This is a genomic window from Lentzea alba, assembly GCF_011067745.1.
GTDB classification, from domain to species: domain Bacteria; phylum Actinomycetota; class Actinomycetes; order Mycobacteriales; family Pseudonocardiaceae; genus Lentzea; species Lentzea alba.
The window spans coordinates 456,238-472,532 of sequence record NZ_JAAMPJ010000007.1 but is presented as its reverse complement, the minus strand read 5'-3'; the positions used below and the strand labels follow the sequence as shown (position 1 = coordinate 472,532).

The 16,295-nt window shown below is 70.2% G+C and carries 17 protein-coding genes; 9 read left to right on the top strand and 8 right to left on the bottom strand.

Features of this window, described 5'->3' with window-relative positions; all coding sequences use genetic code 11:
• The first annotated feature begins 18 nt into the window (after positions 1-18).
• Genes G7043_RS26830 through G7043_RS26810 form a run of 5 tightly spaced genes read left to right on the top strand, consistent with a single transcriptional unit; the run spans position 19 to position 5,120 of the window.
• A complete protein-coding gene (locus G7043_RS26830; protein ID WP_207311743.1) occupies positions 19-1,155 on the top strand; it encodes a glycosyltransferase family 4 protein in 1,137 nt (378 codons plus the stop codon).
• On the top strand, positions 1,152-2,087 hold the full coding sequence (locus tag G7043_RS26825; protein ID WP_166050056.1) for a UbiA prenyltransferase family protein: 936 nt from the start codon (positions 1,152-1,154) through the stop codon (positions 2,085-2,087). Before G7043_RS26830 ends, G7043_RS26825 begins: the two co-directional genes overlap by 4 nt.
• Positions 2,087-3,265 (top strand): glycosyltransferase family 4 protein, encoded by a 1,179-nt coding sequence (locus G7043_RS26820; RefSeq protein WP_166050054.1) that lies wholly within the window; start codon positions 2,087-2,089, stop codon positions 3,263-3,265. The genes G7043_RS26825 and G7043_RS26820 overlap by 1 nt, the downstream gene beginning before the upstream one ends.
• On the top strand, positions 3,262-4,476 hold the full coding sequence (locus tag G7043_RS26815; protein ID WP_166050051.1) for a hypothetical protein: 1,215 nt from the start codon (positions 3,262-3,264) through the stop codon (positions 4,474-4,476). The genes G7043_RS26820 and G7043_RS26815 overlap by 4 nt, the downstream gene beginning before the upstream one ends.
• Positions 4,473-5,120: a class I SAM-dependent methyltransferase gene (locus G7043_RS26810; protein ID WP_166050049.1), complete on the top strand. Its 648-nt coding sequence runs from the start codon at positions 4,473-4,475 to the stop codon at positions 5,118-5,120. Before G7043_RS26815 ends, G7043_RS26810 begins: the two co-directional genes overlap by 4 nt.
• Before the next feature lie 14 nt (positions 5,121-5,134).
• On the opposite strand, the gene G7043_RS26805 is transcribed toward G7043_RS26810, so the two are convergent.
• A complete protein-coding gene (locus tag G7043_RS26805; protein ID WP_166050047.1) occupies positions 5,135-5,335 on the bottom strand; it encodes a hypothetical protein in 201 nt (66 codons plus the stop codon).
• A gap of 164 nt (positions 5,336-5,499) precedes the next feature.
• On the opposite strand from G7043_RS26805, the gene G7043_RS26800 reads away from it, so the two are divergent.
• From G7043_RS26800 to G7043_RS26790, 3 genes are read left to right on the top strand one after another with little or no spacing between them, the layout of a single operon-like run.
• Positions 5,500-7,737: a hypothetical protein gene (locus G7043_RS26800; protein WP_166050045.1), complete on the top strand. Its 2,238-nt coding sequence runs from the start codon at positions 5,500-5,502 to the stop codon at positions 7,735-7,737.
• Positions 7,738-7,792: 55 nt separating this feature from the next.
• The gene (locus tag G7043_RS26795) at positions 7,793-8,470 is read left to right on the top strand and encodes a hypothetical protein (protein ID WP_166050043.1); all 678 of its coding nucleotides are present in this window, start codon (positions 7,793-7,795) and stop codon (positions 8,468-8,470) included.
• 49 nt (positions 8,471-8,519) lie between these two features.
• Entirely contained in the window at positions 8,520-8,915 is a 396-nt protein-coding gene (locus G7043_RS26790) for a MerR family transcriptional regulator (RefSeq protein WP_390828084.1), read from the top strand.
• A 7-nt stretch (positions 8,916-8,922) separates the two neighbouring features.
• On the opposite strand, the gene G7043_RS26785 is transcribed toward G7043_RS26790, so the two are convergent.
• The 7 genes from G7043_RS26785 to G7043_RS26760 all read right to left on the bottom strand — a co-directional run bounded on the left by G7043_RS26785 (position 8,923) and on the right by G7043_RS26760 (position 14,083).
• Positions 8,923-9,849 carry an NADP-dependent oxidoreductase gene (locus G7043_RS26785; RefSeq protein WP_207311742.1) on the bottom strand — a complete coding sequence of 309 codons (927 nt, stop codon included), beginning with the start codon at positions 9,847-9,849 and terminating at the stop codon, positions 8,923-8,925.
• A 119-nt stretch (positions 9,850-9,968) separates the two neighbouring features.
• Positions 9,969-10,100 carry a hypothetical protein gene (locus tag G7043_RS49510; protein WP_278185854.1) on the bottom strand — a complete coding sequence of 44 codons (132 nt, stop codon included), beginning with the start codon at positions 10,098-10,100 and terminating at the stop codon, positions 9,969-9,971.
• 72 nt (positions 10,101-10,172) lie between these two features.
• Positions 10,173-12,503, bottom strand: coding sequence for an ATP-binding protein (locus G7043_RS26780; RefSeq protein WP_166050041.1), 2,331 nt, complete (start codon positions 12,501-12,503; stop codon positions 10,173-10,175).
• A gap of 275 nt (positions 12,504-12,778) precedes the next feature.
• Positions 12,779-12,937, bottom strand: coding sequence for a hypothetical protein (locus G7043_RS26775; RefSeq protein WP_166050039.1), 159 nt, complete (start codon positions 12,935-12,937; stop codon positions 12,779-12,781).
• 228 nt (positions 12,938-13,165) lie between these two features.
• The gene (locus tag G7043_RS26770) at positions 13,166-13,576 is read right to left on the bottom strand and encodes a VOC family protein (RefSeq protein ID WP_166050037.1); all 411 of its coding nucleotides are present in this window, start codon (positions 13,574-13,576) and stop codon (positions 13,166-13,168) included.
• Between the two features lie 143 nt (positions 13,577-13,719).
• Entirely contained in the window at positions 13,720-13,866 is a 147-nt protein-coding gene (locus tag G7043_RS26765; RefSeq protein ID WP_166050035.1) for a hypothetical protein, read from the bottom strand.
• 58 nt (positions 13,867-13,924) lie between these two features.
• The gene (locus G7043_RS26760) at positions 13,925-14,083 is read right to left on the bottom strand and encodes a hypothetical protein (RefSeq protein WP_166050033.1); all 159 of its coding nucleotides are present in this window, start codon (positions 14,081-14,083) and stop codon (positions 13,925-13,927) included.
• Between the two features lie 44 nt (positions 14,084-14,127).
• Between G7043_RS26760 and G7043_RS26755 the strand changes: the two genes are divergently transcribed.
• Positions 14,128-16,242 carry an AAA family ATPase gene (locus G7043_RS26755; protein WP_166050031.1) on the top strand — a complete coding sequence of 705 codons (2,115 nt, stop codon included), beginning with the start codon at positions 14,128-14,130 and terminating at the stop codon, positions 16,240-16,242.
• Positions 16,243-16,295 lie beyond the last annotated feature (53 nt).

The window sequence follows — 16,295 nt, the reverse complement described above, 5'->3', positions numbered from 1 at the left end:
CCTGAGAAGGGAAACACTGTGCCGCACGCACGAACGTTCGACGTGACGGTGATGCTCGACTACTACGCCCCCTACGTCAGCGGCCTGACCGAGTCGGCGCGCCTGACCGCGGAGGGGCTCGCCCGCCGGGGGTGGCGGGTCGCGGTGGTCTGCGCCCGGCACGATCCGGCGTTGCCGCGCCACGAGGTCCTCAACGGCGTCCACGTGTTCCGGGCGCCGGTGCTCGCCAAGGTCAGCCGCGGGTTTCTCAGCCCGGCGCTGCCGATCCTGGCCGGGCGCCTCGCCGCCCGCTCCGACCTCCTGCACCTGCACCTGCCCAACCCCGAGGCCGCGTTCGTCGCCGCCGCTCGAGGTCCGGCCAAGCTCGTCGTGACCTACCACATCGACGCGTTCCTGCCCGACGGCCTGGTGAACCGCTTCGGCCTGTGGTCGGTCGACCAGGTGTGCAAGGTGGCGCTGCGCAAGGCGGATCTCGTCATCACCAACAGCGAGGAGCAGGCGAGGGGATCGCGGATCTGGCCCACCATCCGGCGCCGCGCCCTGCTGCCCATCCCGTCGCCGTGCCTGGACCGCTCCGGCGGCGCGCCCGTGCTGCGCGACGGGGAAGGCCTGCACATCGGGTTCATGGGGCGGATCGCCGTGGAGAAGGGCATCGAACACCTCATCCGCGCGTTCCGGTCGATCAACGACCCCGCGGCGCGGTTGCTGATCGCCGGGGACGATCGCACCGTGGCCGGTGGCAGCAACATCGCCGAGCTGCGGAGGGAGGCCGCGGGCGACACGCGGATCAGGTTCACCGGGTTGTTGCGTGACCAGGCGGTGCGGGACTTCTACGCCTCCATCGACGTGTTCGCGTTGCCGTCGATCGCCGAGTCGTTCGGGATCGTGCAGGTGGAGGCCATGATGACGGGCGTTCCGCCGGTGGCCACCGACCTGCCCGGCGCGAACCACCCCGTGACAGCCACCGGGTTCGGCCGGCTCGTGCCGCCGCGGGACCCCGTGGCGCTGCGGGCGGCGCTGCTGGAGATGGCCGCCCTGCCCGCCGAGGACCGCGCGGCAGGCAAGGAGGCGGCGACGAAGCTGTTCGGCGGCGAGACGTCCCTGGACGCGCACGAAGAGGCGTTCCTGCGGCTGTTGAGCGGTCGCCGGTCATGAGGCGGCTCAGCGACGGACCTGTTGTGCCCGAACAGGTCCGCTCCACACCGGTGGCTGTGCCGCGCCCGTCCAGGCTGCCCGCCTGGCTGGTGCTGCTGCGGCCCCGGCAGTGGGTCAAGAACGTCTTCGTCCTGATCGTCCCCCTCGTCGTGGATCCGTTGGCGTTGTGGCAGAACGTCCTCCTGGCACTGTCCACAACGGTCACCTTCATCGCGGCCTCCTCAGCGGTGTACGTCCTCAACGACTGGCTCGACCGGGAGAAGGACAGGCTGCACCCCGTCAAGCGCCACCGGCCGGTCGCCAGCGGAAAGGTCAGGCCGCTGGGCGCGGTGCTGCTCGGCGTCGGATGCCTGGCGGCGTTGCTGGGGTGCGGTGCGCAGCTGCCGTTGCCGGTGCAGGCGACCGTCGCCGGGTACGTCGTGCTCAACCTGGCGTACTGCCTCAAGCTCAAGCACTACCCGCTCATCGACGTCAGCGTGGTCGCGGCGGGGTTCGTGCTGCGGGCCGTCGCGGGCTGTCTGGCGGTGGCGGCGCCGTTCAACCCCGCGGTGATCCTGTGCGTGTACTTCACCTGCCTGCTGATGTCGCTGGGCAAGCGCAGGCACGAGCTGGCGGGTGTCCGCGGCCTGGCGGTGGCGCAGCGGCCGGCGCTCAGCGGCTATTCGGTGCCGTTGCTGGACCAGCTCGTCGCCGTGCTGCTGGCGGCGACCTTGGTGAGCTACGAGATGTTCGTGCTGTCCGGGCCGGACCCGCAGGCCTCCGTGTTGTCCGTGGTCACTGTGCCGTTCGTGGTGTTCGCGCTGTGCCGGTACGCGTACCTGCTGGCGGGGCAGCGGGGCGGCGAGCCGAGTCAGGACGTGCTCACCGACGTGCCGCTGGTGGTCAACGCCGCGATGTGGCTCGGCTGCCTCGCGGTGGGGAGGTTGCTGTGATGAGGGTCGTCATGGTGTCCACCGGTGCACCGCCGGATCCGTTGGGCGGCATCGGGACTTACGTGGAGGGGTTGCTCGGCGGGCTGGCGTCGGGTGCTGCCGAGGTCGACCTGGTGGGGGCCTCACGGCATCGAGGCCTGCCGCCGGTGACCAGGCAGGGACGGGTGACGGTGCGCCGCGTGCCCACCGGCCGCAGCGGACTGCCGAGGACACGGCTGGGCATGACGATCGCCTTGGCGCGGCTGAACGTCGCCGGTGTTCGGCACGTCGCGCGGCGGCGGCCTGACGTGGTCGCGGTGCACGACTGGATGTGCGCGCCCGCCGGGGTGGTGTCCGCGCTGGTGTTGCGGCTCCCGGTGTGTTTCCACGTCCACTCGGCGGAGATCTTCCGCGGGGAGGGCAGTCGCGGCGCGGTCGCCTTCCTCGGGCGGCTGCTGACCAGGGGGATGGCCCGGTGGGCGCGGCTGGTGGTGGTGCCCTCGAAGGACACCGCGGCCGCCGTGCCGTACCTGGCCGGGAACGTGGCGGTGGTGTCGCACGGCGCCGGCAAGGCGTGGCGGATGCCGTGCCCCGACGAGGCCGAACGCGAGGTGGTGCGGAAGGAGGTGCGGGCGCGCTACGGACTGCCGGACGGACGGCGTCTGGTCGTGTTCGCGGGCAGGTACGCGGCGCACAAGGGGGTGGCGGAGCTGGTGGAAGCGATCAGGCTGATTCCCGACGCGACCCTCGTGCTGGCCGGGTCGGGCTGGCCCGAGGTCGGTCAGGACGACCGCCTGCGCTCGTTGGTCGCCCGGCTGGGTCTTCAGGACCGTGTGCACGTGCTCGGCCGTTACCTCAACACCGACGAGCTGCGCGACCACCTGGTGGCCGCCGACGTCTGCGCGTTCCCCTCGGCCTACGAGCCGTTCGGGTTCGTCGCCCTGGAGGCCATGGCGCTGCGGGCGCGGACGGTCGTCGGACCGGGGTTCGACGAGGCGGTGGTGGGCAGCGAGGAGGGCGCGTGCCTGCGCACCGCCACGACCTCACCGGGCGAGCTCGCGGCCGCGGTCCTGCGCGCGCTGTCCGACCACGATCCGGACCTGGGCGACCGCGCCCGCCGGTACGTCCTCGCGCACCACTCGTGGGAAGCGGCTGCCGACCGCACGCTCCAGGTCTACGCCGAGGCGGTGCGCCGATGACCGCGGGGGTGTCGCGCACCCGCTCCTGGGCGCCGGCGGGGCTGTCGGCCTGCGCGAGCGTGCTGGTCACCGTCGCCAGCCTCCTGATCGCCCGCTACGACGGCTTCGGCGTGTTCGGGGAGTTCGTCGCGGTGCAGGCGGTCGGCGTGGTCCTCGGCATCCCGATGCTCTGGGGCGTCCACGTGTCCGCCAGCCGGGCGATGGCGACCGGCTCGGACGGTCGCGTGGTGACCGGGACGGCGGTGGCGTTCGTCGTCGCCGCGTCCGCGGTGACCGCTTTCTGCTACTGCGCGGTGCTTCTGGTCGTCTCGGCACCGTCGTTGCTGTGGCACGCGGCGGGACTCGGCGCGTCGGCGGCTTTGCTGACGCTGGCGGAGTCGTTGCTCCGCATCCGGGGCCGGCAACTGCTCGCCTCGGCGTGGCGCCTGGCGTACGGCCTCTCCTACCTGACCGCGGTGCTCTCGGTGGTGGGAGAGGGTGATCCGGGCACGTACTCGGCCATGATCACCGCGGGCAACACCGTCTGCGCGGTGGGCATGCTGATCAGACGGCGATGCGCGCCAGGACGTCCTGACCCCGCGCTGGCCCGGCCCTTTCTGCGTGCGGGCTGGGCCTACAGCACCGGTCAGTCGTTGCTGGCGCTGCTGTTCGCGTTCGACGTGATCCTCCTGGTGCGAGCGGCGGGCCCGGCGGCGGTGGCCGTCTACGCCCTCTACATCGGCAGCTGCCGACGCGTGATCGGCGTGCTGTTCACCGACTCGCTGGCGTCGGTCCTGATCTCCCTGCTGGCCCGCCGGGACCCGGCCGCCGGCCGGAGAGCGGTCCTTCGCCACGCCCCTCGCGCTCTGGCGGCGTCGGTGGCGGGCGCATCCGCACTGGTGGTGGCGGGCCTGGTCGCCGCCGACGCACTGGACCACCTGAGCGCGCCGCTCCTGGTGCTGGCGGCCGTCGGCGCCACCGCCCACGCCCTGGTGGTCGTGCTGTTCTGCGTGTTCACCGTCCAGCCCTCCCTGGGCCTGCAGCGCGTCCGCGCCGCGCTGACCGCGGCCTTCGTCCCGGGCCTGGCCCTGCAGGCCGCGGGAGCCGTGTTCGCCGGCGCGACAGGCATGATCGCCGCCTTCACGACCTGCAACGTCGTGCTGGCCTGGTGGTTCCTGACCGTCGTCCGGCACACGTCTTCCGTTCTCCCGACCGAAACGAGGACCCGATGAAGCCCAGCCGCCCACTGACGTTGCTGCCGAAGGAGGGCCTCACTCCGACCAGCGAGGTGGACCACCCGACCTGGAACCACCTCCCGGTCCTGCGCGGCGTGCAGCGGCTGCGGTTCCGGATCATCGTGGAACTGCTGGCCGACACGAACTTCCCGCGCCTGCTCGACATCGGCTACGGCAGCGGCGTCTTCCTGCCGGAGCTGGCCCGCCACTGCGACGACCTGCACGGCGTGGACCCGCACCCGATGCGCGCCGAGGTGGAGGCCAACCTGGCCCGTCACGACGTGACCGCGACCCTGGCCACCGCCGGCGCGGAGAACCTGCCCTACGACACGGCTTCGTTCGACTGCCTGGTGTCGGTGAGCACCCTGGAATACGTCCCGGACATCGAAGCGGCGTGCGCGGAAATGCGCCGCGTGCTTCGTCCGGGTGGCACGCTGATCGTGTGCACGCCGGGCACCGGGGCGCTCTGGAACGTTCCTCTGCGCCTGCTCACGCGGCAGGGCCCGAGCCAGTACGGTGACCGCCGCGAGCGCCTGCAACCGGCCCTGCGCAAGCACTTCCGGGTCGACCGCGAGATCAGGGTGCCGAACCTGGGCGCCGCCGTGCGCCTCTACACGGGCCTGCGCCTGCGGACCGGCTGACTCCCTCGCTCGCGTCACTCGCCGCGCAACGACCTGCGGATCTCCTCCAGACGGTCGCGGCCTGCCTCCTCGCGCTGCTCGAACTGGTCCTGGACGTGCTGCGGATCACCGGCCAGCTCGGCGGCGGCCTCGGTGGTGAGGTTCCGGTTCTCGATCTTGTCGCGGACGAAGTCGAACGTCGGCACGCCGTCTTCGGTGTAGTCCGGTTCAGTCATGTCCCCATCATCCCCCGCGATGCGCGCTATGGTGGGAGCCGCACCGGGGCACGCCCTGGGGAACTCGGGGGAGTTCGGCGTAAGCCGTTGGTGCTGTTGCTGTAGGGGGATACGTGCGATTAGCAAGTTCTCTTTGTGCTGCAATAATTCTGGTGGGTGCCGGTGTGACGGCCACACAGGCCGTCGCAGCACCGGCGAAGTGCGAGACCCGTTGTGTGCATGCGAAAGCGGAACTCGACCGGGCGCCGAGTCTCGGTGAGACCGCGCGGATCAGTTTCGAAGTGACGTCCGATGTGGACTTGAAAGGCGTCCGGATCGACGCCGACGTACCGGGAATCGCCAGGTGGAGCACGGTTCCGGACGGGATGTCCGCAAGGGACGTCGCCTCGTCCGTCCCGACCGACTTCGAGAAGGTCGGCCGCGCCACCACCACGACGGACCTCTCCGCAGGTCAGACGGTGCGGTTCCAGGGCGCCGTCCAGGCCGTGGCCACCGGGACGCTGCTGATCAGCGTGCGCGCGGTCGCGCCGGTGAATCCCGAGCTGAACTCGGACACGTTCGTCGCGGCCGCCACGATCGGCGCCGACGGCAAGTCGTCCTACCTGGGCTCACGTGCGGAAACCGGTGCGACGCAACAGATTCCCGCCGGCGTGGCATCGACGCGGGCCACGCCGTGGCTGGCACCGGCCGTCGCCCCGGCGGCACAGCAGCGGAAACCGCACAGCGACGACCCTCCACGGGCGCAGGCCGCACCGGTGTGCGCGACCGGCAGCTGGAACTACCGGGATCACACCGGAACGTTCCGCACCTCGGCGAACTTCGTGGTCGAGGCGTGGGACGACGACAACGGTCCGGACGATCTGCTCGGCGTGGCGCTCACCGACGGCAACGGCGCGTTCCGGCTGTGCTTCCCGAACGACGACTTCTCCGGTGGCGCCGACGTGTACCTGAAGTTCGTGGCGCAGAACGGTTCCTGGGGAGTCGAGTTCGACGACGACCCGTACAACTTCCGCACCGCGACGATGAACGACGTCGGTGACGGACGCACCCTGCCGTTCGGCGCCCAGCAACCCACCGACCCGCGGTACATGCGGGCTGTGGAAGCCTTCGACCAGATCAACTCCGCGTCCGACTGGACGCCGAGCGACTGCTGGGACGCCGACGACCACGACTGCCGGCGCGTCGACTTCAACTGGCGCTGGGACTACAACCCGGCGAACAACCACTACCTCCCGAACAGCGACGAGGTCCACCTGCGCGCCAACGCGCCGGACTTCCGCAGCATCGTCGTGCACGAGCTCGGTCACGCTGTGATGGACGACGTGTACAACGACAACTTCCCGAACGCCAACTGCCCGTCGCCGCACTTCATCAACGGGGAGAGCGGCGCCAGCTGCGCGTGGAGCGAGGGCTTCCCCGACTGGTACCAGGCGGCGGTGTTCAACGACCACGAGTACCGCGGCGACGGTTTCACCGTCGAGCTGGAGAACGTGACGTGGGGCGAGCCGAACTGGGCCAACGGCGACGGCGTCGAAGGTCGCGTCGCGGGTGCGTTGCTCGACCTCGCGGACGCCCACAACGAGCCCCACTGGGACGCGCGCACGGAGAACCCGTACACCGAGATCTGGCAGACGTTCCTGCGCTTCCGCTCGTCGACCTTCGCCGAGTTCTGGCGCCAGCGCGGGCAGGCCGGTTTCGACGTCGGCCCCGGTCCGCTGGCCGCGCTGTACCAGAACACGATCGACTACGGGTTCCGCGAGCCGCTGGGCGACTACCAGACGCGGACCCGTCCCGCGCCGTTGCAGAACCAGCCGCACCGGTACCGGGTCGACACGTCGGTCGCGTTCTGGTCGGTCGTCGCGATCCGACCGCCCGCCAACGCGGACTACGACCTGCGTCTCTACGACGATCCGGAACTGCGTCAGCTGCTGGCCGTGAGCGTAGCGGGCCAGGGCGAGGTGGACTTCATCGCGATCGACACCAACCAGGGTGGCCGTCCGGCCGGGGACTTCTACCCCGAGGTGACCCACGTGAACGGGACCGGTGACTACCGGATCCAGTTCGCGAACGGCGCGAACCTGTTGCGCCCCGAGGAGAAGTTCACGATGGGCGACGACAACGTGGTGGTGGCCCGGGATCACTGCGTCGAGGCGGGCACGAAGTTCACGGTGACCGCGACGCCGGACAACGCGAGCCAGGACGCGCAACTGTTCGTCATGTCGTCGGACGGCAGTCGTCCGGTCATCGCATCACGGGCCCAGGCCGCCGCGTCGTCGACCGGCCACGGCCCTGGTGAGGCGGAACAGGTCGAGTTCACCGCGCCCGGACCAGCACTGGACTGCTACAGCGTGGTGCTGGTGAACAAGGCGGGCAACGGAACCTACACGCTTTCCGTCTCCTGACCATGAGGGGTTGCTCCAGGCCCGTCCTGGGGCAACCCCGGACAGGGGGAACGTGATGCGGTGGTACTTGGCGATGTGCGCGATCGTGCTGGCCGGGTGCGGAACGAACGCTCCGGCGTTGCCGGACGGGCTCGCGCTGCAGGCGAAGCAGCTGGTCGGCATGCCCAGTCCCCGGCCGGCCGAGCTGCCGGAGTTCAGCCTCTACGGCGACGGCACGGTGCTCCGGCCGGGCCCGGCGGCAGGTGCGTTGCAGACGGCCGAGATCGTCCAAATAGGACACGACAGGGCGGTGGAGTTCTACGAGGACGCCCACGACGCAGGGCTGAACCGCGACCAGGACATCAGCAACAACTCCGTGGTCGACGGGTACACGCAGGTGTTCGTGCTGAACTCGGGCGGCCACCGGTTCGTCACCAGGGCCGTGAACCCGGAGGGCGAACTGGCTGACTTCCACGCGACGCTGCACGTGGACGGCACGGCGACGCCCTACCAGCCGACGAAGATCGCCGCCGTGGCGTGGGCACCGGACTCTTCGAAGGACGCGCGCCCGTGGCCGTTCGCGCCACCGGACGTGCAGATCGACCCTGGGCTCTGCGTGGTGCTGGACGCCGCACAGGTGTCGGGACTCGCGCGCGACGTGCCGAAGGGGACGCGGTTCCGCATCGGCGCGACGTCGTTCGTCGTGGTGTTCCGGCCGCTGTTGCCCGGCGAGTCCGGGTGCGCTGACGTGTAGCTCGCAGCCGAGAGCATTGCTTGCTCCAGCACGCCCGTAGGCTGGTTTCGTGACCACGAATCCTGATGCCGAGACGATGAAGATCGGTGAACTGGCTCGGCTGACCGGCGTCAGCGCCCGGTCGCTGCGGTACTACGAGCAGCAGGGCCTGTTGCACAGCACGCGGTCGATCGGCGGGCAACGTCACTACACGGCTGCGGAGGTCGCGCGGGTCGAGATGATCCGGAGGTTGTTCGACGCCGGGTTGAGCAGCAAGGTGATCGCCCGGTTGCTTCCCTGCGTCGACACCGATGACAGCGAGGTGGTGGAGGACGCTTTCACGACGATGGTCGGAGAACGCGACCGGCTGACCGCCGACATCGACCGGCTCGTCGAGGCCAGGTCCGCCCTCGACGAGCTGATCGAGATCAACACGCGGTACCGGCACCAGGCCGGCGCCGCCTGAGCGCTGGTCAGAGGCTCAGGTCGATGACGAGCTTGCCCGAGGCGTGCCCTGATTCGACGAGCGCCAAGGCCTGGTCCGCCTGCTCGAGCGGGTACGTCCGCGTGATGTGCGGATCCAGACGACCGGTGGTCATCAGTTCGGCGGCGCGTTCGAGGTTCGCCCGGTCGAGGCGGCGGCGCACCATCTCGCCGCCCAGTTCGGTCACGGACGGGTCCCCGACGGAGATGATCGCCCCCGGCCGCGCCGCCAGCGCGGCGACAGCACGCAGGGACTCGCCGCCCACGTTGTCGGCCACGGCCGCGAAGCCGTCCGGAGCGAGCGCGCGGAGCCGGCGCGTCAGGTCGCCGTCGGTGTAGTCGACGAAGGTCGCGCCGGCCGCCGTCACGAGGTCCCGTTTGGTCGGGCCGGCCGTGCCGGTCACGACCAGCCCGCGGTCTCGCGCGAGCTGGGCCAGCGCGATACCGACGCCGCCGCCGATGCCGTTCACCAGCAGCGACGCGCCGGCCGGCAGGTCGAGTTGGTCGAGCACGTCCAGCGCGGTGGTGCCGGCGACGGGGATGGTCGCCGCCCAGGTCTCCGGCAGTGCGTCCGGAATGCGAGCCGTGGCCTCGCCGAGCAGCAGCGTGGTCTCCGCGTACGTGCCCGCACCGGTGAGAGCGAACCCGGCAACCCGGTCGCCGACGCTCAGCCCGGTCACTTCGTCACCGACGGCCAGCACCGTGCCGGCCGCCTCCATGCCGAGGACCTGGGGGAAGGGCACGTGGCCGTTCAGGGCGGTGCCGTGGCCGGACCGCAGCTTGTGATCGAGCGGGTTGACTCCGGCAGCCGCGACTCGTACGAGGACCTCGGAGGGCCCAGGGGTGGGATCCGGCCGCTCGAAGAACTCCTGCACGTCAGCATCGCCGAAAGCCTTGTACCCCAACGCTTTGCCCATGGTGTTTCGCTCCTTCGCCGTCGATTCGGGGACGACGCGAAGCTATTCGATGACACCGGTGTCAACTTCCACCTGTTGTGACGCGGGCAACTCCATTGCCCTGGCCGAGTCAGGCGTCCTCAGATCGGTCTCGCGATCGGGGCGAACACCCGGCGCAGGTCCCGCAGCCCTTCGCCCACCACCGCGAGCGGCGCGAAGTGCTGCTGGACACCGTTCGGCAGGAGAAGCAGCGGACGGTCCTGCCCGTCCACCTGTCGGCAGCCTCGACCCTCTCACCCCGTCGCCGAACACCACGTTCAGCCCGCCGTTGCCCGTCGGCCGTGTCACGAAAACCCGTTCGGCGGGACCACGTCCGGCGAAACTGGTGAACTCAACGCGTTCGCCGCCGCCAGCTGCTCACCCTCGCGGGCACGGGCGATCTCGAACGGGTTGGCCATGGTCTCGGCGAGCGTCAGCGCTTGTCGATGCGCCGTTACCGCAGCCGGATCACCCATGCGGCGCAACGTTTCGCCGAGTTCGTTCAGCGTCTCGCACTCACCCACGCGGTCGTTCACGCTGCGCAGCAACCCGAGCGCCTGGTGGTGCCGGGCGAGCGCCTCGTCGAACCGGCCGGCGGCGCGCAGCGCGATCGCCAAGCTGCCCACGATGTGGCCCTCGATGTCGTCCGAGCCCCACTTCCGGTTCAGTTCCAGCGCACGCAAGCAGTTCGCCTCCGCCTCGGCGATCCGGCCCTGGCGCGCGAGCACCTGCGCCATGTTGCCGAGCGCTCCGGCCCGTGCCTCCGGCAGGTAGTCCAGGCAGTGAAGTGCCCGCTCGTAGTAAGCGATCGACTCGGTGTCCTTGCCGAGCCGGGCGTGCGCGGCGCCGAGGTTGTTCAGCGTTCCGCTCACCGATCGCTCGTCGCCCAGCGTGGCGTACAGGTCCAACGCTTCCTCGAAGCACCGTACGGCTTCTTCGATCCGCATGTTCCAGTACAGCGCCACACCGAGGTTCTTCACCGTGGTGGCCACACCTCGCGCGTCCCCGGTCTGCCGGGCGGCGGCCAGCGCGCGTTCGAGGTTCGGCACCCAGTTCGTGCTGTGGCCGCGGACGTACCGGAAGTACCAGATCACGTTCGCGAGCCGCCACGCGTGCTCGTGCCAGCCGTGTGCTGCGGCGAAGTCCCCGGCCGCCACGATGTTGTCGACCTCGTCGTCGAGTTGGTCGGACCGCAGGTAGAAGTCGAGCAGCCGCCTGGTCCCCGCTGGATCGGGCTCGGCGTCGCGCGCGTACTTCAACACGAGGTCGTGCATGCGGTAGCGCCCCGGCCGATGCTGCTCCACCAGATGAGCTCTCTCCAGTTCGGTGAGCGCGCCGGGGTCCTCGCAGAGAGCAACAGCGGCCGCGTGGCTGATGTCCGGTCCGATCATCTGACCGAGCAGCCGGAACGCTCTCGCCGCGCGCGGCGAGAGCGCCCGGCAGGACGACGTGAGCACAGCGCTCAGGCTGGCGCTGGGATCATCGCCGTCGAGTGCCTCGAGACCGTCCGTGAGTTCCGTGGACAACGCCGCCAGCGGAAACTCCGGGTGATGCGCCGCGCGGGTGGCGACGATGCTGAGCGCCAGCGGCAGCCCGGCGCAGTACCGAAGGAGCTTCGCGGCCTCCTCGGGCTCGTCCTCAAGCCGTTGTGCGCCGACGTGGTGGGCCAGCAGCCGGCGGGACTCGTCCTCGCTGAGGCAGTCGACGAACAGGCGCTCGCCGGTCACGTCGCCGAGATCGTTGCGGCTCGTGATCAGGACACCGCAACTGCCGCCGGGCAGCAGGCCCGCGACCTGCGCCGCGTCCCGCGCGTTGTCCAGCACCACCAGGATCTTCCGTCCGGCCACCACTGCCCGGAACAACGCCGCGCGTGCGTCCTCGTCCTGTGGAACGTCCTGCGGTGGCACACCAAGAGCGTGCAGGAACGACCGCAGCACAGCCGCTGCCGCCACCGGTTCGCCGGTCGGGTCGAAGCCGCGCAGGTTCGCGTAGAGCTGGCCGTCCGGAAAGCGTGCCGCGTTGTCGTGCGCCCACCGCAACGCGAGCCAGGTCTTGCCGACCCCGCCGGTACCCGCGATCGCCGAGATCGCCATCGTGCCACCGCCCACGACCGCGTCCAGCCGCAACAGGTCGTCGTGCCGCCCGACGAACGACAGCGGGGCAGCGGGAAGCTGCCGCGGCACGACCAGATCCCGCTGCGCGGCAAGGCGTTCCGCGTTCAGTTGCGCCCGCAGCTCATCCGCCCACGGGGTGTGCACGCCGATCAGCGCCTCGCCCGGCCACAACGCGAGCGCCTCGGCCCCGCGTCCGGCGTCACGCAACCGCCGGAACCGGTGCAGGTCCACGGACTCGGGATCAGCCCGGAGCAGATATCCGCCGGGCAGCGAGACGATCGTGCGGTCACCGTCGCCGAGCAGCGCCCGCAACCGGGCGACGTGGTTGCGCAGGGACGCGCGAGGATGGCGCGGAAGGTCGTCGCCCCACACCCGGTCCACCAGCGTCTCGCAGGAGAGCACGGTGTTCACGTCGACCAGCAGCGCAGCCAGCAGCCCGAGGAGACGGGGCTGCGTGATGGCGGCGACGTCGTTCCCCGCGTGGACACCGACCTCGCCGAGCAGTACGAATTCTCTGGCCATCATTCCCTGTGTACCACGGTTCTCAGCAGAGAGTGGCTGGAAGCGCGTGGCCGGCTAGGAGATCGGGAACGACCCGGTTGGCCCGGCAGGCCAGGAAGGGCCGAGCGAGTCACTCGGAGTCGAGTGTCCACTTTGGTGCGGAGTGCCACCACCCTGGTGGCGCAGGCATCTTGTGGTGACGGCCGTGATGGGGCGGAACCGTCCTGGCTGTGAGCCGCCAACGCACGCGGCTGGTGCCAATGCGTTGGCGCGCTCCAGCGGGCGATCAGCCCTGTCTACTGAGGCTTTCGGATCACGTTGTTGTCGGGCGCGACGAGCTGGGGCTTGCGGATCACGGTGTCGGCGCCTGCCGAACCTGAGGACAGGGTGACGATCGCGATTCCGGCCACGAGCGCACTGGCCGCGATCTTGGCGGTGTATCTGAGCAACGGCATCGAATCTCCTTGTGAGCACCCGTTTTCGCGATTGCGGAGGTATGGATCAGATCACGCCGCGGAACTGGGCCGGTGCCGCCATTCGTTGCATCGTCGCAGTTCAGCCGGTTGCTCCGACATCATCGCGCGGCTTCAGAGGCGCAGGGTCCGCACGGACGTAGATCGCAGACAGCGCACGGTCGACACGCGAAGGCGTGAGTGGCGGCCGCCTGCTCGTCGAACGCGCGATCACTTTCGTGCGGCGAGCATCTCAAGATAGTGCGGGTTGTATTCCAGCCCAACGACGTTGCCGAACGGATCGACGACGGACGCCGTGACGAACCCGGCCTCCCGTTCCGTGATCGGCTCGTACTCACGAGCCCCCATGGACACCAGCCGATCGAACGTCTCCCGAACGTCGTCGACGTGCCAGGCTGTGACGACACCGCCTACGCCGTCGCTCGCCTCGGCCGGAAGGTAGCGGCGATCGATGAGCCCCAGCTCGGCCTGAAGATCGCCGATCAGGAACTCCGCGTAAGCCGGCGGGCCGTCGACCGGGCGCACGAAGTACGGCTCGGTTCCGACGAGTTCGGTGTACCAGGCGATCGCCGCCGGCATGTCGCTGGTCGAGTAGCAGATTCCCGCGAGGCCCCGCAGCATCGGTCTCTCCTCTCCGATCACCGATCAGTCGCGAACGACCGACCGCTGTCGTCGTCTTCGCGACGCCGTCCGCGCCGCCCTGTCCCGCACTCTGCCGGGTGTTGCGGACAGATCCGGTCCTGGACGTGCGGCGAAGTTCCCTTTCAGGGTCTGGCACGGATGCGGAGACACGTCTGTTCGTGCACGACGAACAGGGCGAGCGCGCGGGCGTCGGCAGCGAGCACGGCTACTTCATCGAGCCGACGGTGTTCGAGACGACCCACGCGGATGCGCACCGCGGATCGGCTCACGGCGGGTCCGGTGTGGGGCAACCAGGCTGTCCGCGGCGCCATTCACGCCGGAAGTGACTTAGATCATCACGAGGGCGAGTATCGCGGCCGGGCCGTTCGTCGTCTTGCTGACCGTGAGGTGGAGGGCGACCTCGGTCGCGCAGGCGAGCGCGCATCGTTCCGGACACGGCCCTGCCTCACCGACGAGTCGGGAGATCAGCGGCGTGAACCGAGTCATGTCGACGCACGTGTTGTTCCTTCAGGTGATTTGAAGTGGACGACGTGCGTGATCGGTCATTCGAAGCTTTGCGGGGGTTGGTGGACACGGCGGGGGAAAGCGGCTTGCTGGGTGACCTGGTGGTCGCGGCACGGGACCGGGCGTTCGTCGGGCGGGCGGCGGAGCGGGCGCTGTTCCGGTCCGCGCTGGCGGGGGACTCCGCCGGGGTGCCGGTGCTCTACCTGCACGGACCCGGTGGGATCGGCAAGTCCGCGCTGCTCAAGTGGTTCGCCGGCGCGGCGCGGGCGGCGGGACGGTTGGTGGTCGAGGTGGACGGCCGAACGGTTCCCGCGACGCCCGAGGACTTCGAGCAGGCGACCGGAAGAGCGATCGGCGAGCCGGGGTCGGTGCTGCTGGTCGACGCCTTCGAGACCTGCCAGGGCCTGGAGCACTGGTTGTGGGAGCACTTCCTGCCGCGGTTGCCGCAGGGCGCGGTCGCGGTGGTCGCCGGACGCACGGCCCCCGATCCGCTCTGGGTCGCCGACCCGGGATGGGCGGATCTGCTGCACGTCGTGCCGCTGCGGAACCTGTCCCGGGACGACGCCTCCACGTTCCTGCGGGTGCGTGGCGTCCCGGCCGCGGCGCACCCGGCGCTGCTGGCCTTCACCGGCGGAAACCCGCTGGCCCTGTCCCTGGCGGCGGCGGTCGCCGTCCAACCGGACGCGGACGGGGCACCTCGGGCGGCCGACTGGTCACCGGGCCAGGACGTGGTCGCGACGTTGCTGCCCCGGCTCGTGGGAGATCCGCCGAGCCCGGCGCACCGCGCGGCGCTGGAGGTGTGCGCTCAAGCCGATGTCACGTCCGAGGCCCTGCTGCGGGTGATGATGGGCGAGCGTGCCGCCGATCTGTTCACCTGGCTGCGCAACCAGCCGTTCATCGAGTCCACCTCGTCCGGGCTCTTCCCGCACGACGTCGTGCGGGAGGTGCTGGTGGCCGATCTGCGTTGGCGTGACCCGGACGGATTCGCCGCCCTGCACCAGCGGATGTACCAGTACCTGCTCGGCCGGGTCCGGGAGGCGTCCGACGCGCAGGTGGTCCAGGCGATGCAGGCCCTCACGTACCTGCAACGGGCCTTCGGCCGGCTCTCCGAAACCTTCGCGTGGGACGCCCGCGGCCTGGTGCGGGAACTGCCCTGTGCGCCGGCCGACCAGGGGCGCGTGGTGGAGCTGGCCGAGGAGGCGGAGGGCGCCGAGTCCGCCGCGATCGTCCGCTTCTGGCTGGATCGGCAGCCCGAAGCGTTCAAGGTCTACCGATCGGCTCGGACCGATGACATCGTTGCCTTCTCGGCCACGTTGCGGTTCAGCTCGCCGGAAGGGGAGGACGTCGATCCGGTGGTGGCCGCCGGCTGGGCTCACGCACGCGCCGTCAAACCGCTGCGAGCGGGGGAGTACCTGAGCGTCGCGCGATTCCACGTGGATCCGGGGACGTACCAGCGGCCGTCGGCCTCCATGAACCTGTTCCAGTGGCGGTTGTTCGGCGACATCATCCGGGCCGACCACCTCGCCTGGTCGTTCACCGTGATGCGGGACGACGGGTTCTGGAACTATCACTTCGAGCTCGGCGGCATGATGCCGACCGATGCCAGACCTGTGGTCGGCGATCACGGGTACCGCCTGTTCGCCCACGACTGGCGCGTCCAGTCCGCTTCGGCGTGGGTGGAGGAGAAGACCGACGCTCTGCTGGCGAGCGCGGACACCGCGATGCTTTCGCCTTCGGGCGGGAGTGCGCCGGAACGGGTGGAACACGTCGTGCTGTCCCGGCCGGAGTTCGACGCCGCCGTGCGGGACGCGCTGCGGGCCCTGTGGTGGCCCAGCGAACTGGACGCCAACCCCCTCAGCCGTGTCCGCCTGGTCACCGAGCACGGCCAGAGCCTCGGTGATGTCCTGTCGCACGCCGTGGACGCACTGCTGGAGGAGCGTGGCGGGGACCGACGTCACCAGGTCCTCACGACCACGTACAGCAAGGACGCCCCCACCCAGGAAGCGGCGGCCAGGCGCCTCGGGATGTCGTTCAGCACCTACCGCCGACATCTGGCGGCTGGCGTGAAGCGCGTGAGCGACGTGCTGTGGAGCCATGAACTGAGCGGAACACCGATCCTTCCGGAAGTGGACACAGGTTGAGCACCTGTTGAACACCTCGTGGCGTGTTGCCGAGCTGATCATTCCGCCAGACT